We start from the raw sequence: 22,544 nt of genomic DNA on the forward strand, positions 1-22,544 counted from the left end.
TCTTAAAGTTAGATTGGTATATAATTCACTACATTAATTATATGGATTTGAATCAATACTCCTTTTATGCCTTTTTAACTTAAATAAAATGATTGTTATGAAAAATAATCCCTTCCTTTGCTTAAAGTAATCATTTTTAATATAGTCCCTTGAGATATTAATATAAGGAGTATTATTTATGAGTAAATTACGTCTTGCTTACTACAACTTATCTCCAGAGTTACTTCAAGGTTTTCGTGCTGTAAAAGAAGGTCTGGAAAATAGTCAGTTAGGTTTGCAATTGGTTGAATTGATCTATTAAGGAAATTTTTCTTCTGGAAGTTGGGAGCACGCTCCCTCCTTTTAAAAGAAAATCTTATCCAAATCAAAAGTCATAGATATTAGGCATAACGAACTGACATATCCTTGGCTTTATTTAATTCTCTTGCACATTAACCAATAAATTATTAATCCCCCCGATACCACAAAAGCCATTAGTAATGGCGTTTGCTTGGCAAGGCTGGATTCCAGTATCGTACCAAAACAGAGATACCCAACAGGCACAGCAAGAAATCGTGTGGAGGAGAATAGCGTCATTATTCTGCCAAATAGATTTTCGGGTACTTGACGTTGAATCAGAGTCATTTCAACGGGAGCAGAAAATCCGATGCAAATACCAATAGCGAAAAGCTGAATGAAAAAAGCATATTGTCCGTTAAATAGCTCCAAAGATATTAGGCATAGGACAAATAGACTGTAGCTGGTAATGATAATACGGTTGCTGGGAAAATATTTGCCATAAACACCATAGAGTAGTGAAGAGAGTGTTGTTCCTATGCCAAAGCTGGTCATTGAGACACCGAGGCTTAATACAGAATTAAATTCTTGTTTATTCACATAGGGTAAATAGATGATCAGAAACGGTGTAATCACAAAATTTACTATTGCACTAATGAGTAGTACGGCGAGAAGTTCTTTCTCAGATGTCATGTATCTGAATGCTTCAAGGAAATAATGGTGTGGTTGTGAGGGAATTTCAGTCACTTCGTTGATATTGGCGACAAAATGTTTTTTCAGAATAATCAGTCCTAATGCAGTGATCAAAAAACTTACCGCATCGAAATACAGGGCATTGAGTGTACCGAGCGTGGCAATGATCAATGAACCAACGCTGGGACCGATCAGATCACAAATATTCTCAACCGTACTGTTGATACCATTGATCAATTCATGTTCGCTTTTATTCTGCTTGATCTCTTTTGCCAGCATGACGTCTTTCGCTAAACGTCCAGGGGAATCCAAAATGGTGGAGAATATCAGTAAGACCGCCAACAGGTAAAAATTCAGGACGTCCATAGTGTAAAACAGAGGAATTAACAACACACTGAAAAAATTGACTAAATCAGATAATAAGGAAATGCGATATGCTCCATATTTATCCACTAATTGAGCACTAAAGAAAATGGAAAAGAGCAGGGGAAGGATTTTTGCAGACATTATGGCAGCAACTAATAGTGGGCTGCCCGATATTTCCAAAATCAACCATGGGATAGCAATTTCAGTAATGGCATTTCCTAGAATAGAAACGCCATTGAATGCCAGTAATCCGCTAAGTTGAAAAGGTATGCGTTTGGTCATGTGGTTATATAAGCTTACAGTTCTCCCGGCCTGCGTGGGGGATTACGGCCCGTGAAGTTAGTTGTAGCACTGCGGATCTCTTGTCCAAAAATATCAACCCGTGCCTGAAATGGTGGGAATGGCAAGGTGATATCATGTTTGCGGAATTCCTGCAAAATATGTTGATGTACTTCATGACGGGCAGGCATACGATGCCCCATCTCTGCGGCATAGGCACGTAGTTCATAAATCTGAATGCCTTGTTGCAAATCCACTAAATATACTTCCGGCATTGGGTTATCGAGAATAAAGGGGGAGCTTTTGGCCGCAGACATTAATATGTCGGTGGCGTTTGCGGAGTCAACATCAGTCGGCACAGGGATTGTCAGGACGATACGCGTGATCGTGTCAGACAGTGACCAGTTGATGAATTGCTCTGTAATAAAGGCCTTGTTGGGAACAATAATCTCTTTTTTGTCCCAGTCAGACAGGGTTGTTGCCCGTGTATTGATCTTCGTGATGCTGCCTGTCAGGCCACGGATAGTCACGGTATCACCAATGCGGATCGGTTTTTCAAATAAGATGATCAGACCAGAAATAATATTGGTGAAAATTTCCTGTAAGCCAAAACCAAGCCCAACCCCCATTGCAGCAATTAGCCATTGTATTTTTGACCATTCAATACCTACCAGAGAAAAACCCACCAAACCACCAATGAGGGTAATGCTATATTTGGTCAATGTCGTAATGGCATAGCCTGTTCCCGGTGTCAGCACTAAGTGCTGTAACAGGGCGAGTTCCAGCAGGGCTGGTAAGTTACGGACGAGTTGCGTAGTAATGACAATAACTAAGATTGCAATTAATACGGAACCCAGAGTAATTGGCTGAACGCTATCAACACCATTGATGGTTGTACTCACGTCCCAGAGTCGAATATTTTCAAGGAAAGAGAAGGCTGAATGTAGCTCAGACCACAATAGGATAAGTGAAACTAGCGCTATCATTGTCAGGATCGAGCGTACTAACCCTAACGATTGGGCGCTGATGGCATCCAAATCAATGACTGGCTCTTCAATCTCGATTGATCCCTCTATACTGCTATTAATATTGCCCGAATCTTCCTCACTTTTGGCGCGCTGGGCCAATATTTCTGCACGGCGTTGTTTTGCCCGCTCAAAAGCTATTTTACGGCGCTGGATCAGCATCCATCGACGTACAATGTGGTAAATGACCAGCAGGAAGAACCAGATGGCGACAGAGGTTTCCAGACGGCCTAATAGCGCCTGTGAGGTTTGCAGATAACCCAAGATCGAAGCGAGTGCCGCTAAGATTGGGGCTGAGAGCAGTATCCACCATAGGACAGAACTAACAATATTCTCGCCTGAACCATGTTTGTCCATATAGAGTGGAATGCCGGCGCGTTTTAAGCTGCTGGTGACCAAACTCAGCGAGATACAGAGCATGATGAAACATAGCCTGCCGAGGGTTGCGATAAAATCCTGGTCTTTGTAATGATTAAAAGTGATCAATGCCATCATCAGAGGCACGATCAGAAAAATGGAAAGACGATAGAAACGCATCGCTCGCTTGATGCGTTCTTCCGGCCAGCGAAAATGGGCGATAAATAAACCATTGGGATGGGCAAAGGCCGCACTGAGCATAAAGATCCACAGAACGGGGGTGGTTTCACGTACACCATTACCTATTGCGGTAGCCATTGGATACTGCCATGCGTTTTGTAACCCATACCCAATGGCTGACCAAAGCATTGGTAACGGTAATGCCGCGACAACAGACCAAAAAACGGTGCGCATAGTCAGAGAGAAATGATCTTGTGTCACTTTCCCGATGCGATTGCTCGAACGCTCAAGAAAAGCATGATACTGGCGGTGTGAACTAACACTAAAAATAACCAGTAATAAAGTACCCAGCAAATAGAGCAGAGTATCTTGTTTGGTTAACATGCTGTGGATAGCGGCACCCAACTGAGAGAACGTGTCCAGAGATAACAGACGCGTCAGATTTTGCACCACCTTTAATGGATAATTGAGCGATATAGGATTGACATCGGCTACCCAGAACAGATAGCGGTGGGTAGCATCCTGAACTTCTTTCAGGGCATCATTTAATTTGTTGGTGATGACCTTGAATTGTGTCTGTTCCAGTATCTCATTGTCATATCCTGATAGCAGGGAATTTAATAGCTCTTTCCTGGTGCGGATAAGTGACTCATAGACCTTTTTTTGCTCTGGCGTCAGAGTGTGATATGAGGGCAATGTTTGCTCAAGAGGCTGTTGCAGCTGCTCCAGCATTTCCTCATATTTCAGTCTTTCGACCCGCAATTCGACAATATCCCTGTCAATTTGCTGGGATTTTGACATATCGGGAATATGGGTGACTCTCGCCCTCAAGGTTTCGCCAAGTGCAGTGGAATCGTTTAGCCATTGTGCTTGTTCACGGATAGTATTAAGTGTTTGGAGAACAAAAAGAATTTCGCTATTGGCCTTGCGCTGTTTTGAACCAATGGCTTCCATTCTCTGGGCTTGTTGATTGAGCATTTGCGACAATTGGCGGTTTTGCTGGAGTTCATCCTGCAAAAACGTTGGCAGTTTTTCTCCACTCTGCTCCGCCAGCATTTCTGTATACTCCAGTGCAGATTCCGTTTTCTGCTGGCGTTGGGTATTTAACTGGCTGCGTAATTGCTGGAGTTTAAAATCCAGTCGTTGATAGCGTTTTTTGTATAATTCTGCGCGTATGCGCGCAATCTCCTGACGATTATTGACAGAAAGTTGAGCCATCTCCAGTTCATCAACCATAGCCTTACGAGCATTGACTTCTGCTTGTGCCAGCGCTAATTGCGCTTTGGACAGTGGGGTGGAAGGTGAATCCAGAGACTGGAACCGAGAAGTTGCCTCAGCCAGCAAACGCTTTGCTTCAGCCTGTTGTTGAGGCAATTGACTCATGGAATCACTGATTTCTCGGAGCTTATCCTGTTCGTGCTGTAATTGGCGTCCTTGTTCCTGTAATTCGTTATTTGTCTGGATAATTTGTTGTTCTAAATTACTGATAGGCTGATTGGCCGGAATGGGAGTAGCGGCATTGTTTTCAGCAAGAATTTTTTGGCGTAGTTCTTTGATGATTTTAGGAAATTCATCAATGGCTTGTCGATATTTCTGGGTACGCTCATTGGCGGATTTTGTATCATTAACCCAATTTATTGCCCCTTGAAGTGCATGTGTGATTTCAGAATCTTGTGAGCGTTTGCTGCCCCCAACTTGCTTCAGCTCTTGTTTGAGTTGGGTTTCATCCAACTGAGGCACAGAAGCAAAAGCCGGGCTCGCAATTAAGAGGCTGAGAAGTAAACTGATAATCAGGCGCACAATAAGGGGCTCCTTGGTTATAAATTAGTTGATGAGATCTTTAATTCTTTGATTCATCGTTATTTACTGTGGATTCTTCTAATGTGACAGTCTGTGCCATCATGTCTCCCATACGGGTTTGTGAACCACTGTATAAGTTGTTGGCAAAATTAATCTGATTAGCCGCAAACAAGTTGATCACGGTTGAACCCAGCTTGAATCGCCCCATTTCCTCTCCTTTTTTGAGGGATATGACGCCTTCTTGACCTTCTGTAGGGTAGGTCCAACGCTTGATGATGCCTTCACGCGGAGGTGTGACACAGCCACTCCAGACAGTTTCAATACTGCCAACAATGGTCGCACCAACCAGAATTTGCCCCATGGGGCCAAACTCTGTCTCAAATACACAGATAACGCGTTCATTACGCGCAAATAAGTTTGGCACATTGGCTGCCGTCAATGGGTTTACTGAGAACAGATCACCAGGGACATAGATCATCTCTTTGAGCACGCCATCACATGGCATGTGGACACGGTGATAATCTCTTGGCGATAAGTAAGTCGTGATAAATTGACCATTACGGAACTGTTCGGCCAGTTGATACTGTCCTGCCAGCAGTGCTTCTATCGTGTAATAGTGGCCTTTAGCCTGAATAATCTGATCTTCGCGGATTGCCCCAAGCTGGCTGACGGTGCCGTCTGCTGGCAGAGCCAATTGGTGGTCTTCATTGGCGATAGGGCGAATGCCATCCTTAAGAGGGCGGACAAAAAATTCATTGAATGTTGAATAAGCAGTGAATGAAGGCGCTTTTGCCTCATTCATATCCACTTTATAGGCCTTGGCGAAAGCTTTGATGGCAAGCTGTGTCAGCCAGCCCGCTTTTTTATTGGCAAACCAACCTGCCAGTTTTGTAATGCATTGTTTTGGCAGTAAATATTGTAGACTGATTTTAAAATTATCCAGCACGTAAACCTCTTGGATCTCTTCTTGGCAAATTGGACAAAAGTTGGCTATTGTACCTGCCATTATTTTTAATGTCAGGGTATCGTTAATTATTGCCTTATTTTTGAGCGGTTGTGAAATTTCGGCGTGGTTTAACCTGTGCCATGCTTTCCAGAATCCGGTGGTAATTTTCGAAACGTTCCTGAGCAATCGCGCCTTGTTCCAATGCTTTCCTTAGAGCACATCCAGGATCGTCCAGATGTTTGCAATCACGGAACTTACATCCTCCCAGATATTCGCGGAATTCGATAAAACCTTGTGTAACCTGCTCTGGCGTTAGGTGCCACAATCCAAACTCACGGACACCTGGAGAGTCGATCACATCTCCCCCCAGTGGAAAATGGTAAAGGCGTGCTGTGGTCGTAGTATGCTGACCGAGGCCTGAGTTATCTGAGACATTATTAACCAGAATATCTTCTTTCATGTCGGGCAACAGGGAATTGAGCAAGCTGGATTTCCCGACACCAGATTGGCCTGCAAAGATACTGATTTTGTTAGCCAACAGTGCGGTCAGTTCAGGGATACCCTCGCCGGTATAGCTGGAAACTTCCAGTACGCGATAGCCGATATGACGATAGATATCCATGACATCGTTAACCCACTCACGGCTTTCGGCATCCAACAGATCGATTTTATTGAGTACGATCAGAGGCTCGATATTGAGTGTTTCACATGCGACTAAATAGCGATCGATAATATTCAGTGAGAGTTCAGGCAAAATAGCGGAAACTATCACGATTTGGTTGATATTTGATGCAATGGGTTTGATGCCATCATAGTAGTCAGGACGAGTAAGAACGGAAGTGCGCTCATGAACCGCTTCTACGATACCATTCACTTTGACATCAGACTGGAGTTGTAGCGCGGGGCGCCATACAACGCGATCACCCGTGACTAAGGAGTGGATTGTTCTGCGGATATTGCAACGCTGTATAGAAGAATCGGCTGCTTCAATATCGGCATGTTGCCCGAATCGGCTGATCACCACCCCTTCTTGTGGCTCACCAAACTGGCTGTCATCCATTTCTGACTGTTGAGCATTGGCCTTATTCAGCTTGCGCTGATGATTGGCTTGCACACGGCGTTGTTGCCCTTTAGAGAGTTTATTTTTAGCCACCGAACCTCACTTATTTTTTGTTTATCTTTCATCTATCTTGCTGATCATCGCTGTGAGTGATCAAAAACGTTATGATACCTCACAGATACAGACTACCTCTTTTGAAGGAAACTAGGATATATCATGTCAAAAAGTGAGAACAATCTTATCTGGATAGATTTAGAGATGACGGGTTTAGATCCCGAGCGCGATCGCATAATTGAAATTGCGACTATTGTCACCGATTCGGAATTGAATATCCTTGCAGAAGGGCCTGTAATTGCGGTTCATCAGCCGGATGCGCAATTGGCATTAATGGATGAATGGAATGTGCGGACGCATACTGCGAGTGGATTAGTCGAACGTGTAAAGCACAGCCAGTTTGATAATGTGCAAGCTGAAAAAGCAACCATTGCTTTTCTGGAACAATGGGTGCCGGCAGGAAAATCACCCATTTGTGGCAATAGTGTGGGGCAGGATCGTCGTTTCCTGTTTCGTTATATGCCAGAGTTGGAAAAGTATTTTCACTACCGTTACCTGGATGTCAGTACGCTGAAAGAATTGGCCCGTCGTTGGAAGCCTGAAATGCTGTCGGGATTCAGTAAGAAAAATACCCATCAGGCCTTGGATGATATTCGGGAATCCATTGCTGAATTGGTGTATTACCGTGAGCACTTTATCCAAAAATAAAACGTGATCCAAAAATAAAGAGCGGTATTTGATACAAGATTTGTACGTAAATTAATCTCTGTATTGATGGTTAAGCGGATTGTTTGCTGGTTTAATCATCAATCGGAGGGAAAATACAATTTTTTGTGTTGTGGGACTTGCCAGAGGAATAATTTCTCGTATAATGCGCTTCCCGTACCGGTGAAGAATTTCAACAGTACGCCATACCAGAATATATGCGGGAATAGCTCAGTTGGTAGAGCACAACCTTGCCAAGGTTGGGGTCGCGAGTTCGAGTCTCGTTTCCCGCTCCAAATTAAAATTTATTCGGGTATATCAAGTCAGGCTTAATGCAAGCCGTACAAAATGCGGGAATAGCTCAGTTGGTAGAGCACAACCTTGCCAAGGTTGGGGTCGCGAGTTCGAGTCTCGTTTCCCGCTCCAAATTCGGGACTGTAGATATGATAGAAGTCTGCAAGTCATAGAAAAAAGGGCCTGATGGCCCTTTTTTCGTTATAAGAGAATAAATTACCAACTTATTTCTATAACGTTTTCAACAACGCTTCTTTACTTTCCAACATGCGTTTCATCGCTTTTTGTTTCACATGACCAAAACCACGTACTTGATCAGGCAGTTCTGCGAGTTGCAGGCAAGTTGCCAGATTATTGCGTTCCATTTTTTCGATTAAAAAATCAATTAATCGCTCATATTCAAGCAGCAAATTTCTTTCCTGTTTACGCTCTTCCTGATAGCCAAAAATATCAAAAACAGTGCCACGCAGCGATTTACATGCGGCAAGAAAGCGCAATACAGGAACGATCCACGCACCATATTCCTTTTTTCCTCGTTGGCCTGTACGGGGATCTTTGCGACTGAAGAGAGGAAGGCTAAGGTGAAAGCGAATGGTATCTGTATTATCAAATTGCGAGTGGAGCTTATCGAAAAAACCGGTTTTAACGTAGAGTCGGGCGACTTCATATTCATCTTTATACGCCATTAGCTTGAATAAGTTTTCAGCAACGGATTGAGTGATTTCTTCTGCATCGATCTGCTGAGCCACCATTTGAACCTGGGCAATACGGCTAAGATAACGCATCGCATATTTTTCATTTTGATAATCAACCAGAAATTGATACCGATGCATAATGAGATCGTCCAAACTTTTTATATTTTCTTGCGGCGTAATATTGAGGTGTTTTTGCAGAATATCGGGTTGTGCTGCCGCGATGCGGCCGATACAGAAAGCTCGTCGGGCATTATCTGCTGAGGCTCCCAGTTCTTGCATGGCATTGTCGATGGCAGGTAATGTGATTGGAAGCTTGCCGAGCTGCCAGGCATAACCTATTAATATGATATTTGTTTGATCTCTGTCACCGACTAGATGAGCAGCCATTATTTCTGCATCAATGGAAAGTAATGTTTGTGTATGTTGATTCAGGGTATCTAGCATTTTGGGGTGATCCAAATCCAGCATAGGGGAACGAAGCATCGTGCCGATTTGGGTTTCATGGGTGTTCAGTATGCATTTTGTTGATCCCCTTGACATCACTTCCAGTGCATTTTGCCCTGTGGCAGCCACCAAATCAGCGGCAATAACCAGATTAGCGCGCCCGCGATCAATCCTGACTTGATGCAGTTTATCCTTGTCATGGCATAGCCGAACATGGGTTATGGCTTCCCCGCCTTTTTGCGCAAATCCGGTAAAATTGAGCAGACTCACAAAGCCGTTATCTAATTGTGCAGCATTGGCAAGTAGATGCCCTGCGGTGACGATACCTGTACCGCCGATACCGACTAACAGGATTTCATAAGGTGTTTCGGCAGAAGCCAGTGTTGGTTGAGGTAGTTTGTGGATAATTTTATCTAACTCAGTCTGTGCGATAATCTTACTGAGATCTGCACGTGGGTTGGCATTTTCGACAGTGATAAAGCTGGGGCAGAATCCTTTCAGGCAGGACAGATCTGAATTGCAAACGTGTTGGTCTATCTTGCGTTTAGTGCCTAAAGGCGTTTTGACTGGAATGACGGCAAGGCAATTTGATTGTATTTGACAGTCACCACATCCCTCACAGACCCATTCATTGATGACGGCGCGCCGCGTTACTTTTGGCGCTAACCCCCGTTTTCTTTTACGACGTAGTTCTGTGGCACAGGCTTGATCGTAGATGAGTACCGTTACGCCAACGATATCTCGAAGATGTTTCTGAACATCTTCGAGATAATCTCGTTCATAGAGCTTCACATTGGCAAGAAGACGGTTTTTATATTTATCCATGTCATCCGTCACGACAACCACTTCTTTCACACCTTCAGCAATCATTAAAGAAGCAATTTGCGATAGGGTGATATTTCCATCCAGCGGTTGCCCACCTGTCATCGCCACAGCATCATTGAACAGCAATTTGTAAGTAATGTGGCTTCCTGCGGCGACTGATTGGCGAATGGCTAAGTGACCAGAATGGAAATAGGTGCCATCGCCCAGATTTTGAAAGACATGGGAGCGATTGACAAATGGGGCATGTCCTATCCAGTCGACACCTTCTCCCCCCATTGGCAAGAGGCCGTTTCCAGTGTTGCGATCCATCCACGTAGCCATAACATGGCATCCAATACCAGGCTGAGCTTGGCTACCGTCTGGTAAGCGAGTTGAAGTGCTATGAGGGCACCCAGCGCAAAAATACGGTGTGCGTTTGGGCAAAGTCGCATCGTGCTGACTGGTAGTCGTTGACCATTCTGGTGGTACGGAGAGAAATAAATTGAATTGTTGTAACCATCCAGAAAGTGGGGCGGCAAGGCGTGAAGGGCGCAGTTCGACGTCAGCGGGTAACAATTTCTGACCAAGATGGTTATGTTTACCTATCAGATTGGTCATTTTCTGTAACTTAACTAATTGATGAGCCAGCAACATCTCAACGATGGCTGCTTTTTCTTCAATAATAAAAATATGACTGACTTGGGTAGCAAGCTCGCTGAGAAGCGGCGATAAAGGATAAACCAAACGGACATGGAGAAAAGCGACACCTTGTTGGGCTAGTTCAGAAGGCGTGAGGCCCCCGACACGCAGGGCTTCCATAACATCCTGATGGGCCTTACCAACCGTTACCAATAAAGCATGTGGGTGTTTGCAGGGGGCGAGCAGGTAATCAATGGGATTAAGTTTAGCGAACTCTTCGACGGCTTTTAGTTTATAGGCCAGGCGCTTTTCAATTTGTGGGCCAGGGAGATCAGGCCAGCGCCAATGCAATCCATCGGGGCCAGGATCAACGTGGGGAATTTTATAATCAGGGAATGGCTTGCTTTCTCTGACGGTACCGCTTTCCACAACTTCACTGATTGCTTTAAAGCCAAACCATGCACCGCTGACACGTGATGCTGCCCAGCCCCATAAACCGACACTCATATAATCGGCAACTGATGCTGGGTGCAAAACAGGCATACTCCATGCCATCATCGCGAGATCAGATTGGTGAGACATGGAAGAAGAGACACAACCGTGATCGTCGCCGGCAATAACCAGCACACCACCGGTTGGTGAGGAGCCGTAGGCATTGCCATGTTTAAGTGCATCACCGGAACGATCGACACCTGGCCCTTTGCCGTACCACATACCAAAAACGCCGTTAACCTGTCGGTCTGGATCTGTTTCGACTTTTTGTGTTCCTATCAGTGCATCGGCTGCGAGATCTTCATTGACGGCAGGTTGAAAACGAATGCTGGCTTGGATAAGTTCTTTGCTGTGTTGCCATAATGTTTGATCTAAGCGGGCTAAAGGAGAGCCTCGATAACCTGAAACAAACCCCGCCGTGTTGAGATTGTGGATTTCATCCAACTCAGCTTGAGCGAGTAGAAGGTCAACCAGCGCCTCAGTGCCCGTGACAAATTTAGATTGATAATGTCGAGCCATGTTCCTGACCCTCTCTTAAGAGAATAATCATCTAAGTAACAACGAAAATTGTTGTTAATCTATTTCCACAAAATCGTTAGGACAAGCATAAATCTTATTAGATGTTGGTTAATTGTTTATTTAATGTTAACTCTATGCTGTTTGGTATTCCAGATAACTGTTGGGGTGATGGTAGGGATTTTTTATGCCAGGCGGGAGTGAGTGTCTTTTGAGCGTTTAGCATGGGAGTAAATGCAAAGAACTTGCCATTCTATTTTAACATGTTCATAATGGCGCCCACTCTTGATATGCAGGATCTAAGAATTACCTATAACTCATAAGGTTAACAGGCTTCAAAATCAGCATTCGGGTATCTTAAGCTAATAACATTAGCTGTCAGCGACGCGGGAATAGCTCAGTTGGTAGAGCACAACCTTGCCAAGGTTGGGGTCGCGAGTTCGAGTCTCGTTTCCCGCTCCAATTTCCTCCATTTTGTTATCTTCTTCCCATAAAAATATTTGTGTTTGTATTTTATCTATTTTTTCGTTCTGCTTTTTCCTTTGAATAAGAAAAATCAATTATCAAAACTGCATTAACATGCTAAACCGACATTATTTAGGCATAGAGATTGTCGGATAACTTTACTTGTTCTATCGCATTATTGCGGGATAGAGGTGAGGAATATTAACTTTTTATACATGGATCATCATAACATTCATTATCACGATAGCGCTGGAATTTGATATCGCTTTTCTGACTAATTCACAGGAATATATTTCAGTGCATTGAAAAGTAAAATTTTTTGTTGGCACTGGAAAGGTAATATCCCTCATGATCACCATTGAGATCCTGCGTCTGTAGAATAATTGCAGCAGGTATTAATGACATTCATAGATTCTGCTCTTTGCGATATTTAACATCTGTATTGTCGTTATGCTTCTCCTAAATAGGGGCAATTATCTTCGTGTATTCATCGCTGGTGCTGATTAAAAGACCTCTTTTCTTGACCTTTAAAAAATCGTAGCTAAATGGGTTTTCATAATACTGAGAGTATCAGATGTTGGAGTTCCTTACCCCGTGCGCCGCGCGGGGTAAGGAATACTCCTGCCATTTTGAAACGCTATTTAGCGATAGGAGTATAGAAGCGATGATAAGAACTGGAGAAAGATATCTTGATGATTTGCGTGATGGTCGAACCATTTTTATCAACGGGGAGAAGATCACAAATCATGTGGATCATCCAGCGTTTAAGAATGCCATTAGATCGGTTGCAAACTTATATGATTATAAAGTTGAACATGCCGATAAGATGACTTTTAAGACCGAAACAGGCGAGCAGATTGGCCTGTATTGGCAATTACCGTCTACACCGGAAAAATTAATTGCTCGTGGTCAGGCTGCATATGAGTGGGCTAAGCAGACAGTAGGTTGGCTTGGAAGAAGCCCTGATTATGTCGCATCAGCTCTTACCGGAATGATAACGCATATCGAGTTATTTGAATCTTATTCACAAGAACGGGCCGATGCTTTGCGAAATTATTTTTCCTATGCGAGTGAGAAAGATCTTTATTTGACTTATGCGTTGATTAACCCACAAGGCGACCGTTCAAAAACACCTGGTGAGCATACTAAAAATATTTACCACACTCTTGGTGTAGTGGAAAAGAATGCTAAGGGGATTATTGTCAGAGGGGCAAAAATGTTGGCAACAGGGGCCGCTCTGGCAGATGAAGTTTTGGTTGGTACACATTATCCCTTTAAACAGGGAATTGATGAGCGATATGCACTCTCTTTCGCTCTGCCACTTAATACCAAAGGCATCAAAATCATTTCAAGAAAATCTTACGAATTAGGGGCAAATCCCAGGGATTATCCTCTATCGTCTCGGTTCGATGAAAATGATTCAATGATCTATTTTGATGATGTGCTGGTGCCTTGGGAAAGGGTGTTTGTCTTCGAAGACATTGAAATGTGCCTCACGCAGTTAGACTCAACGGCAACAGAAGTAATGATGGATACCCAAAGCCTGGCTCGTTATGCTGTGAAGTTGCATTTTTTGGCCGGATTGGCTCAGGCGATGGCTGAAACAAACGGTGTTGAGCAGATCCCCGCGGTGAAGGAATCACTTGCACAGTTAGCCTGCTATGCAATGAATGTCGAAGGGCTGTTCAATAGCGTATTTCATTGCCCTAAAGTTGATAACGGGTTTTATATACCGGATAAAACACTGCTTTACACCTATCGGGTTATCTCGCAGTCAATATATCCCAAGGTATTAGAAACAATAAGGAAGTTAGCTGGTGGTGGCATTTTGATGTTGCCATCAAGTGAGGCAGATTTAGAAGATAGTGAAATTTTAGGCATCATTGAGAAAACACAATATTCGTCAATTGCTTCTCCTGTCGAAAGGGTCAGGTTGATGAAGTTGGTGTGGGATGCGGTTGGGTCAGAGTTTGCTTCAAGGCATCTCCAATATGAGTTGTTTTATGCAGGAGCCCCTTATCAGACGTTAGGGCGTCTTTATAAGCAGTACGATTGGGAAGCGTCCAGAGCATTGGTGGAGAAGATAAGAATACGTTAATTTGGGGCATGGAGACGTAGTCGGTAAGGAATAATGAGTAAGGAAAAGTGCCAGCGTGGAATGTTGGCACTTATTGCAAACCCCACCCAAAATAAATTGTCGATAAAGCGCTTGCTATCCTGCCCCAACAGGTCCATAATGCCGCCTCATTTTTGAGTGGGCAGAGGAAAATTTCTCCACTAGCGTCTAGAATGGATGAGTAAGCTATTACTTTGCTGCTGGTTTCTGGTGTTCTTGACTAGAACTCAATTCTTGTTTTTTATCCACAGTTTTTAACATTATCACCTTATTTAGTCACTTGATGATACTCTACTTGTTACACAGAGTTATCCACAGGAGGCTGCTTTGTATTTGCTTTTTTTGACTTATCATTCACAACAACAGTTCAAACTTAACTTATTGATTAATTAAAGTAATTAACCTAATTTAAAAATAATATGATCAACATTTATTCTCTGTTTGTTAGTTGATCAGCAAAGTATTTTTATTTTATTCACAAGGAAATGACCGGTTTTTTTTACCAGAAACTTAGGTGATTAATTATTAGGCATCTCTGGGTAATCCTTTGGTTATTGCTCTTATCAAGCGTTTTTGTTGTGAGGTTTGAACCTCAATGGCATTAGCATTCCGGCGGGCTATTTGTTGGGTTATCGCCCAGTGGATATGTTCATCCAAAACTTCACTTAAGCCGACCCTTTTTTCCAATGCTAACACGATGTCGTCTTGATACGGTGCATTACCCAGGGCGACGGAAATGTTGCGTAACCAGCGCGAATATCCAATACGGCGAATTGCCGACCCTTCCGTGATACGCAGAAACTTTTCCTCACTCCAATTGAATAACTCTAGCAGGTCAGGGGCATGCAGTGCGGCACGTGGGCTAAAGTCAGTTTCATCTGTTAATTGAGAAAAGCGGTTCCAGGGGCAAATAAGCTGGCAATCATCGCAACCATAAATCCGGTTACCCATCAGTGGGCGAAATTCTTCTGGAATGGCACCTTCTAATTCAATGGTCAGATAAGAGATGCAGCGTCGGGCATCAATGGTGTAAGGCGCAACAATGGCACCGGTTGGACAAGTTGTCATGCAGGCTACGCAGCGTCCGCATTGTTCCTCTTGTGGAATATCAATGGGCAGGGGAAGATTAATCAGTAATTCACCAAGGAAAAACCAGGAGCCAGATTCACGATTTAATATAAGTGAGTGTTTACCAACCCAGCCAAGCCCCGCTTTTTCTGCCAGAGGACGCTCCATAATCGGAGCGGAATCGACAAAAGGTCGAAAATTCAAAGTTCCCTGATATTCATGAGCGCTGCAATATTCTTGGATCTTGTCGCCCAGTTTTTTGAGACGCTGACGCAGCAGTTTATGATAATCTCGGCCCAACGAATAGCGGCTAATATAACCCATTTGCGGATTGTTAAGCGTACTGGCAAACGCCGCTTTAGCAGGCAGATAATTCATGCGTACACTGATAACCCGCAAAGTCCCCGGCAGAAGCTCGTGGGGACGGGCGCGCATCATACCGTGACGAGTCATCCAGTCCATTTCGCCATGATATTGCTTATCAAGCCATTCCTGTAGCTTTGGTTCTTCTGCCGATAAATCAGTGTCACAGATGCCGATTTGCTGGAAGCCAAGGGAAAGGCCCCATTGCTTGATGTTGGTTGCCAGAAGATGCAGATCGAGAGGGGTTGCCATGAAATATCAAATTACTGCTGAAAGAGAGGAGTTAGCTTAACACAGAGGGAATTGAATACAAAAAATGCGATATATAGCTGTTACGGTAGCACAGAAGATAGTAAATGATAATGTCTGAATTATGTTATGGTTACTGGTTAGCTATTTAACTGATATGTCTACCTGATTAGTTTCTCATTCAATAAATCAAAACAGATATTTTTCAATGAAAGAACTCGTTTTATCACTTCCAAATGAAAATGCCACAGTTGCATTGGGTAATGCAGTGGCGGCAGTTGGCGATCGCGGCTATGTTATTTATCTATATGGCGATCTTGGTGCGGGAAAAACCACATTCAGCCGTGGTTTTCTGCAAGCTCTCGGCCACCAGGGGCATGTGAAAAGTCCGACTTATACGTTAGTCGAGCCTTATGCCTTACAACCACGGCCTGTCTACCATTTCGATCTTTACCGTCTGGCTGATCCTGAAGAGCTGGAGTTTATGGGGATCCGGGATTATTTCCATCAGGACTCCATTTGTCTGGTGGAATGGCCCCAGCAGGGCGCTGGCGTTTTGCCTGATGCAGATATTGAGTTGCACCTGAGTTATGACAGTGAAGGGCGCCAGGCACGTTTTATTGCGTTATCTGAATATGGTGAAAGTCTGTTGGATAATTTGAAGTCCTTATGAAGGAATACCCGACCATGATGAATGCCTTTTTCGTGGATGTGATAAAAAAATGGCGTGCCTATTGGGTGATGGCCTGTGTTTTATTTTTCATGTTGAGCCAGTTGGTTATGACGGCAGCATCGGCGGCGACGCTGTCGAATATTCATGTGAAGAATGCTCCAGCTGAGGCTGTAGTAACGCTGGAATTCGCTGGCGGGCATCCTGATTATCGGTTCTTTTCTTTGCATTCTCCTGAACGGTTGGTGGTAGATATTCGCCAACCCGGTAAAGTTATTGGATTACCAATGCTTTTATCCGGCCAGAATCTGGTAAAACGGGTTCGCTCCAGCCAGCCACCTGATTCACATCATCAGCGGGTGGTGTTGGAATTGGTACATAAGGCCACAGTGACCTCTACGGTGAAAAATGTCGGCAATAAATCGCAAGTAGTGATGACACTGAAAGCCCATGGAGTAGCGAAAAATTCACCTGTATCGAATCATCATGCCCTACAAAATGAAAGTAAGCGATTACTTACAAATAATGCACAACTTACAGGAAAAGAGACTCAGCCAGCATCGAACCACCGTGAGCAAAGTGTGAAAAAGCAGTCTGTGCAAGGAAAAGTATCTCGTCCGATTGTTGTTGCTATTGATGCGGGGCATGGAGGGCAAGATCCTGGGGCGATTGGGCAACGGGGGTTGAAAGAAAAAAATGTCACGATTAATGTTGCTCGTAAATTGGAAGTCCTTTTGCGTAACGATCCCATGTTCACGCCTGTGTTGACGCGAAATGGCGATTATTTTATCTCTGTGGCAGGACGTTCTGAAGTCGCCCGTAAACATAAAGCCAATATACTGGTATCAATTCATGCCGATGCCGCTCCCAACCGCAGTGCCAGAGGTGCTTCTGTCTGGGTGCTCTCCAACCGCCGTGCAAACAGTGAATTGGGGAATTGGTTGGAGCAGCATGAAAAACAATCGGAATTACTGGGCGGTGCCGGCGATGCTCTCGCCAATGGCACAGATCCGTATCTGAGTAAGGCCGTGCTGGATTTGCAATTTGGGCATTCACAGCGGGTTGGTTATGACGTCGCCATGCAGGTATTGAGCCAGCTATCCAGAATTGGTTCCCTGCATAAACGTACACCAGAACATGCAAGCCTTGGTGTTTTGCGCTCGCCGGATATTCCGTCCATTTTAGTGGAAACGGGTTTTATCAGTAACGTATCTGAAGAAACGTTATTAGGCTCCAGTCAATATCAGGAAAAACTGGCACAGGCCATTCATTCGGGATTACGTCATTATTTTCTGGCTAACCCGTTGCAGTCTGCACCAAAGTAACCAAATATAGCCTATCAAGGCTCTGAACTGTAAGTAAGGTCACATTATGGCTATCAAGATATTACCCCCACAATTGGCAAACCAGATTGCTGCCGGTGAAGTGGTTGAACGCCCTTCTTCTGTGGTGAAAGAGTTAGTGGAAAATAGCCTTGATGCCGGTGCAACCCGTATTGATATTGATATTGAACGGGGTGGCGCAAAGCTTATCCGAATCCGCGATAATGGCTGTGGAATAGCCAAACAGGATTTGATGCTGGCACTGGCGCGCCATGCAACCAGTAAAATTGCGTCATTGGACGATTTGGAAGCGATTGTCAGCATGGGTTTTCGTGGGGAGGCCTTAGCGAGTATCAGCTCTGTTTCAAGGCTGACATTAACTTCCCGTCCTGAAAGCCAGGCAGAAGCGTGGCAATCTTATGCCGAAGGCCGTGATATGGATGTCACGGTAAAACCTGCTGCTCACCCTGTGGGGACAACGGTTGAAGTGTTGGATCTGTTTTATAACACCCCTGCCCGCCGAAAATTCCTGAGAACAGAAAAAACAGAATTTGGCCATATTGATGAAGTCGTGCGTCGAATAGCTTTGGCGCGGTTGGATGTCGCCATTAACCTCAATCACAATGAGAAATTGGTGCGCCAGTATCGCCCTGCTAAAGATGAGTCTCAGCATGAACGGCGTCTGGCCGCCATTTGTGGGACTGCTTTTGTGCAACAGGCGCTGGCGTTATCATGGCAGCATGATTCCTTGTCCATTAAGGGTTGGATTGTAGATCCCGTGAATACGGCAGTGAGCGAGATCCAATATTGTTATGTCAATGGGCGTATGATGCGGGATCGCCTGATTAATCATGCGATTCGTCAAGCTTATCAGGATTTGATTAAGGGGGAACAACAACCCGCTTATGTTTTGTATCTCGAAATCGATCCGCGCCAGGTGGATGTCAATGTACATCCCGCTAAACATGAAGTGCGTTTTCATCAGGCTCGCCTGGTACATGATTTTATTTATCAGGGGGTGGCTGCGGTATTGAAACAACGCGGCACGGGAGATGAATTGGCACTGGGTTGTCAGGAGAGTGCTACAAGTTGGGTGCCGGAGAATCGCCCTTCTGCGGGAGAAAACCATTTTACCCGTAAGCGTGTTGAACAAGCGGATGAGGCCTCTTCACGACGTCATGAGCATCATGATCGTCGTACGCAACAAATGCATCATGGGGACAGCTACCAGAAAAAACAGGGGGAGTTGTACCAAAAAATGATGCAATTCTCCCCGGAAGAAAAACGCCCGTTATTTCCAGAGCGGGGTACGCGGGAAGGTGTATCGGTTTCTGCTACGTCTGTGCCAACGGGGCAGGGGAAACATAGCTTTGGAAAAGTATTGTGTATCTATGCAGGTTGTTATGCTTTGATCGAATCCCCATTGGGAATCGGACTGCTTTCCCTGCCCGTCGCTGAACGCTGGTTGAAACAGGCGCAACTCACCCCCGGAGAACAGGGGCTTAAATCCCAGCCGTTATTGATCCCACTGAAACTGGCTCTCAATCAGTCAGAAATGAGTGTCTTAAAGCAGAATAGTGACTTATTAAAGACTTTTGGCATTGAATCGACAGTCGCACATGGAAAAGTAACCATTCATGCGGTATCGTTGCCTCTGCGTCAACAGAACCTGCCGAAACTCTTGCCGGAACTGTTGGGCTATCTTGGGGAACAGTCAGCCGCTTCTGTTGAGCAGGTTGCCAGTTGGCTTTCCCGTCACGTGGATAGCGAGCATGAAACGTGGAACATCGCGCAAGCTGTCCAGCTTTTGGCTGATGTCGAACGCCTTTGCCCTCAGCTGGTGAGCTCACCGCCAGATGGGTTATTACAGTTAATTGATTTACAAGCAGTGGTGGCATTCCTTAATCATGAGTGATTTAAAAACTCAACATCTGCCGACAGCTATTTTTATCATGGGGCCGACGGCTTCAGGGAAAACAGCGTTATCGATCGCTTTGCGTCAGCATCTTCCGGTTGAATTAATCAGTGTCGATTCTGCTTTGATTTATCGTGGAATGGATATTGGGACAGCAAAACCTTCCGCAGAAGAGCAAAAATTAGCACCTCATCGTTTGATCGATATTCTTGACCCTGCGGCAGTCTATTCTGCTGCCGATTTTCGTCGTGATGCATTGCAAGAAATGGCAGAAATCACGGCGGCTGGGAGGATACCACTTCTGGTTGGTGGAACCATGCTATATTTCAAAGCATTGTTGGAAGGATTATCGCCTTTACCTTCCGCTGATCCTGTGGTTAGGGCGCAGATTGAACAACAGGCAGCAGAGCTGGGATGGGACGCGTTACATCGACAATTACAGGAAATTGATCCCGTTTCTGCGGTAAGGATTCATCCTAATGATCCACAACGTCTTACTCGTGCACTGGAAGTTTTTCGAATTTCGGGTAAAACTCTAACTGAGTTGACTGAAACGTCTGGAGAAATATTGCCTTATCGAGTTCATCAATTTGCGATTGCGCCAGCAAGTCGAGAAATGTTGCATCAGCGTATCGCAGCCCGTTTTGAACAAATGATCAAATCAGGGTTTGAAGATGAGGTAAAAGCACTTTATGCTCGTAGTGATTTGCATACAGATTTACCCTCCATTCGTTGTGTTGGTTATCGTCAGATGTGGTCTTACCTCGCGGGCGAAATCTCTCATGATGAGATGGTTTATCGTGGTATCTGTGCGACACGCCAATTGGCGAAGCGTCAGATTACCTGGCTCAGGAGTTGGGACAATGTGACCTGGTTGGATAGCGATCAACCTAAACAAAACCTAAACACAGTCATGCAGGTTGTTAGTACATAAATTCATTGATTGTGTACAATTGATCAGTACCCGTTATCAGTACAAAGTATCATTTTTGAGTAGTTACTTTTCGAACCAATCGGTTCTTAGTTAAAAACAACAAATAAGGAAAATATAGAATGGCTAAGGGGCAATCTTTGCAAGATCCATTCCTGAACGCTTTACGACGTGAAAGGGTCCCGGTTTCTATTTATTTGGTAAACGGCATCAAGTTGCAGGGTCAGATTGAATCTTTTGACCAATTTGTCATTTTACTGAAGAACACGGTTAGCCAGATGGTTTATAAACACGCCATCTCTACTGTTGTACCTTCCCGTCCTGTGTCTCATCATGGTAACAACCAGAATGTACCAACTAGTGTTGGAAATTATCATGCTGGCACTAACCCGGTAGTACAACAGGAAGGCGATGGCGCTGAATAAATCAGCAGCCGTGCCTGAAAATAAAAACATAGGTAGGGAGACTTTACCTATGTTTTTTCTAATTGGATTTTTACTCAGCCTGAGGGGTTGCACCGTTGTTTGATCGTTATGAAGGCGGAGAGTTAGCCGTTCTGGTGCATGTTTTCTTCTCACAGGAAAAAGATACGGAAAATCTCAGTGAATTCGAGTCATTGGTGACTTCCGCAGATGTTTCTCCTGTGCAGATTGTAACGGGAAGCCGGAAGGCACCTCATCCGAAATATTTTGTCGGAGAGGGCAAGGCAGAGGAAATTGCTGAAGCTGTCAAGAACAGCGGTGCAGATGTGGTGTTGTTTAACCATGCCCTCAGTCCTGCTCAGGAACGTAATCTTGAACGCTTGTGCCAATGTCGTGTCGTTGATCGCACGGGGGTGATTCTGGATATTTTTGCCCAACGGGCAAGGACGCACGAAGGCAAGTTGCAAGTTGAATTGGCACAATTGCGTCATCTGTCCACCCGTCTGGTTCGGGGCTGGACTCACCTTGAACGCCAAAAAGGGGGGATCGGGCTGCGTGGGCCTGGGGAAACCCAGTTGGAAAGTGACCGCCGTATGCTGCGTGACAAAATCAAACAGATTTTGGGGCGCCTCAACAAAGTTGAAAAGCAGCGTGAACAGGGGCGCCAGGCACGTAATAAAGCCGATATCCCAACCGTCTCCCTTGTCGGTTACACCAATGCGGGAAAATCCAGTTTATTCAATAAAATCACTTCTGCCGACGTTTATGCGGCTGACCAGCTTTTTGCCACCCTCGACCCGACACTGCGCCGAATAGCGGTGGATGATGTTGGTACGGTTGTTTTGGCTGATACAGTCGGTTTTATCCGCCATTTACCCCATGATTTAGTGGCAGCGTTCAAGGCGACTTTGCAGGAAACTCGGCAGGCGAGATTATTGTTGCATGTGGTTGATGCGACTGATCCTCGCTTCGATGAAAACATCATTGCTGTTGACAGTGTCCTTGAAGAGATTGAATCCAATGAGATCCCTTCGCTGATGGTGATGAATAAAATCGATATGTTAGACGATTTTATTCCCCGTATTGATCGTGATGAAGAAAATCGGCCGGTCAGAGTCTGGTTATCTGCACAAACTGGCGCAGGTATTCCTCTGTTATTGCAAGCATTGACTGAGCGCCTTTCAGGTGAAATTGCGCACTATAAATTGCACCTTCCACCTGAAGCAGGGCGTCTGCGTAGCCGTTTTTATCAGCTTCAAGCCATTGAACATGAATGGTTGGAAGAAAATGGCCGGGTGGGTGTTGAAGTCAGGATGCCAATGGTCGATTGGCGTCGTTTGTGTAAACAAGAACCAAAATTACCCGACTATGTTGTCTGATTGATTGGCGCAAGACAAC

At 44.7% G+C, this 22,544-nt stretch carries 16 protein-coding genes and 3 tRNA genes; 12 read left to right on the top strand and 7 right to left on the bottom strand.

Features of this window, described 5'->3' with window-relative positions:
• Positions 1–178 precede the first annotated feature (178 nt).
• Positions 179–301 (top strand): hypothetical protein, encoded by a 123-nt coding sequence (locus tag IQ209_RS18570; protein WP_255528761.1) that lies wholly within the window; start codon positions 179–181, stop codon positions 299–301.
• 110 nt (positions 302–411) lie between these two features.
• Here the strand turns inward: IQ209_RS18570 and IQ209_RS08245 are convergent, their stop codons facing one another.
• From IQ209_RS08245 to rsgA, 4 genes are all read right to left on the bottom strand, one after another.
• Positions 412–1,617, bottom strand: a complete 1,206-nt coding sequence (locus IQ209_RS08245) for an MFS transporter (protein ID WP_193850729.1) — start codon at positions 1,615–1,617, stop codon at positions 412–414.
• A 14-nt stretch (positions 1,618–1,631) separates the two neighbouring features.
• Positions 1,632–4,976, bottom strand: a complete 3,345-nt coding sequence (mscM, locus tag IQ209_RS08250; RefSeq protein WP_193850731.1) for a miniconductance mechanosensitive channel MscM — start codon at positions 4,974–4,976, stop codon at positions 1,632–1,634.
• Positions 4,977–5,016: 40 nt separating this feature from the next.
• Positions 5,017–5,922, bottom strand: coding sequence for an archaetidylserine decarboxylase (gene asd / locus IQ209_RS08255; RefSeq protein ID WP_193850733.1), 906 nt, complete (start codon positions 5,920–5,922; stop codon positions 5,017–5,019).
• Between the two features lie 94 nt (positions 5,923–6,016).
• Positions 6,017–7,075 carry a small ribosomal subunit biogenesis GTPase RsgA gene (gene rsgA, locus IQ209_RS08260; protein ID WP_193850735.1) on the bottom strand — a complete coding sequence of 353 codons (1,059 nt, stop codon included), beginning with the start codon at positions 7,073–7,075 and terminating at the stop codon, positions 6,017–6,019.
• A 123-nt stretch (positions 7,076–7,198) separates the two neighbouring features.
• Between rsgA and orn the strand changes: the two genes are divergently transcribed.
• The 3 genes from orn (at position 7,199) to IQ209_RS08275 (ending at position 8,167) form a co-directional block, all read left to right on the top strand.
• Positions 7,199–7,744 (top strand): oligoribonuclease, encoded by a 546-nt coding sequence (gene orn / locus IQ209_RS08265; RefSeq protein ID WP_193850737.1) that lies wholly within the window; start codon positions 7,199–7,201, stop codon positions 7,742–7,744.
• Positions 7,745–7,961: 217 nt separating this feature from the next.
• A tRNA-Gly gene (locus IQ209_RS08270) sits at positions 7,962–8,037 on the top strand.
• A gap of 54 nt (positions 8,038–8,091) precedes the next feature.
• Positions 8,092–8,167, top strand: a tRNA-Gly gene (locus IQ209_RS08275).
• A gap of 98 nt (positions 8,168–8,265) precedes the next feature.
• Here the strand turns inward: IQ209_RS08275 and IQ209_RS08280 are convergent.
• Positions 8,266–11,628 (bottom strand): indolepyruvate ferredoxin oxidoreductase family protein, encoded by a 3,363-nt coding sequence (locus IQ209_RS08280; protein WP_193850739.1) that lies wholly within the window; start codon positions 11,626–11,628, stop codon positions 8,266–8,268.
• Positions 11,629–12,011: 383 nt separating this feature from the next.
• Here IQ209_RS08280 and IQ209_RS08285 point away from each other — a divergent pair.
• Positions 12,012–12,087: transfer RNA gene (locus IQ209_RS08285), tRNA-Gly, on the top strand.
• Positions 12,088–12,754: 667 nt separating this feature from the next.
• Positions 12,755–14,188, top strand: a complete 1,434-nt coding sequence (locus IQ209_RS08290) for a 4-hydroxyphenylacetate 3-hydroxylase family protein (RefSeq protein WP_193850741.1) — start codon at positions 12,755–12,757, stop codon at positions 14,186–14,188.
• Here IQ209_RS08290 and IQ209_RS08295 read toward each other — a convergent pair.
• The gene (locus tag IQ209_RS08295) at positions 14,185–14,325 is read right to left on the bottom strand and encodes a hypothetical protein (RefSeq protein ID WP_193850743.1); all 141 of its coding nucleotides are present in this window, start codon (positions 14,323–14,325) and stop codon (positions 14,185–14,187) included. The genes IQ209_RS08290 and IQ209_RS08295 overlap by 4 nt on opposite strands.
• Before the next feature lie 406 nt (positions 14,326–14,731).
• The gene (gene queG, locus IQ209_RS08300) at positions 14,732–15,889 is read right to left on the bottom strand and encodes a tRNA epoxyqueuosine(34) reductase QueG (protein ID WP_193850745.1); all 1,158 of its coding nucleotides are present in this window, start codon (positions 15,887–15,889) and stop codon (positions 14,732–14,734) included.
• 205 nt (positions 15,890–16,094) lie between these two features.
• On the opposite strand from queG, the gene tsaE reads away from it, so the two are divergent.
• The 6 genes from tsaE (at position 16,095) to hflX (ending at position 22,525) form a co-directional block, all read left to right on the top strand.
• Positions 16,095–16,559 (top strand): tRNA (adenosine(37)-N6)-threonylcarbamoyltransferase complex ATPase subunit type 1 TsaE, encoded by a 465-nt coding sequence (tsaE, locus tag IQ209_RS08305; RefSeq protein WP_193850747.1) that lies wholly within the window; start codon positions 16,095–16,097, stop codon positions 16,557–16,559.
• A 14-nt stretch (positions 16,560–16,573) separates the two neighbouring features.
• A complete protein-coding gene (gene amiB, locus IQ209_RS08310) occupies positions 16,574–17,881 on the top strand; it encodes an N-acetylmuramoyl-L-alanine amidase AmiB (RefSeq protein WP_370588411.1) in 1,308 nt (435 codons plus the stop codon).
• A 46-nt stretch (positions 17,882–17,927) separates the two neighbouring features.
• The gene (mutL, locus tag IQ209_RS08315; protein ID WP_193850751.1) at positions 17,928–19,793 is read left to right on the top strand and encodes a DNA mismatch repair endonuclease MutL; all 1,866 of its coding nucleotides are present in this window, start codon (positions 17,928–17,930) and stop codon (positions 19,791–19,793) included.
• Entirely contained in the window at positions 19,786–20,727 is a 942-nt protein-coding gene (gene miaA, locus IQ209_RS08320; protein WP_193850753.1) for a tRNA (adenosine(37)-N6)-dimethylallyltransferase MiaA, read from the top strand. Before mutL ends, miaA begins: the two co-directional genes overlap by 8 nt.
• Before the next feature lie 119 nt (positions 20,728–20,846).
• Positions 20,847–21,149 (top strand): RNA chaperone Hfq, encoded by a 303-nt coding sequence (gene hfq / locus IQ209_RS08325; RefSeq protein WP_193850755.1) that lies wholly within the window; start codon positions 20,847–20,849, stop codon positions 21,147–21,149.
• Positions 21,150–21,244: 95 nt separating this feature from the next.
• Positions 21,245–22,525: a ribosome rescue GTPase HflX gene (gene hflX / locus IQ209_RS08330; RefSeq protein ID WP_193850757.1), complete on the top strand. Its 1,281-nt coding sequence runs from the start codon at positions 21,245–21,247 to the stop codon at positions 22,523–22,525.
• Positions 22,526–22,544: the final 19 nt, after the last annotated feature.

Source organism: Xenorhabdus sp. BG5, assembly GCF_015163665.1.
Classification (GTDB): Bacteria; Pseudomonadota; Gammaproteobacteria; order Enterobacterales; family Enterobacteriaceae; genus Xenorhabdus.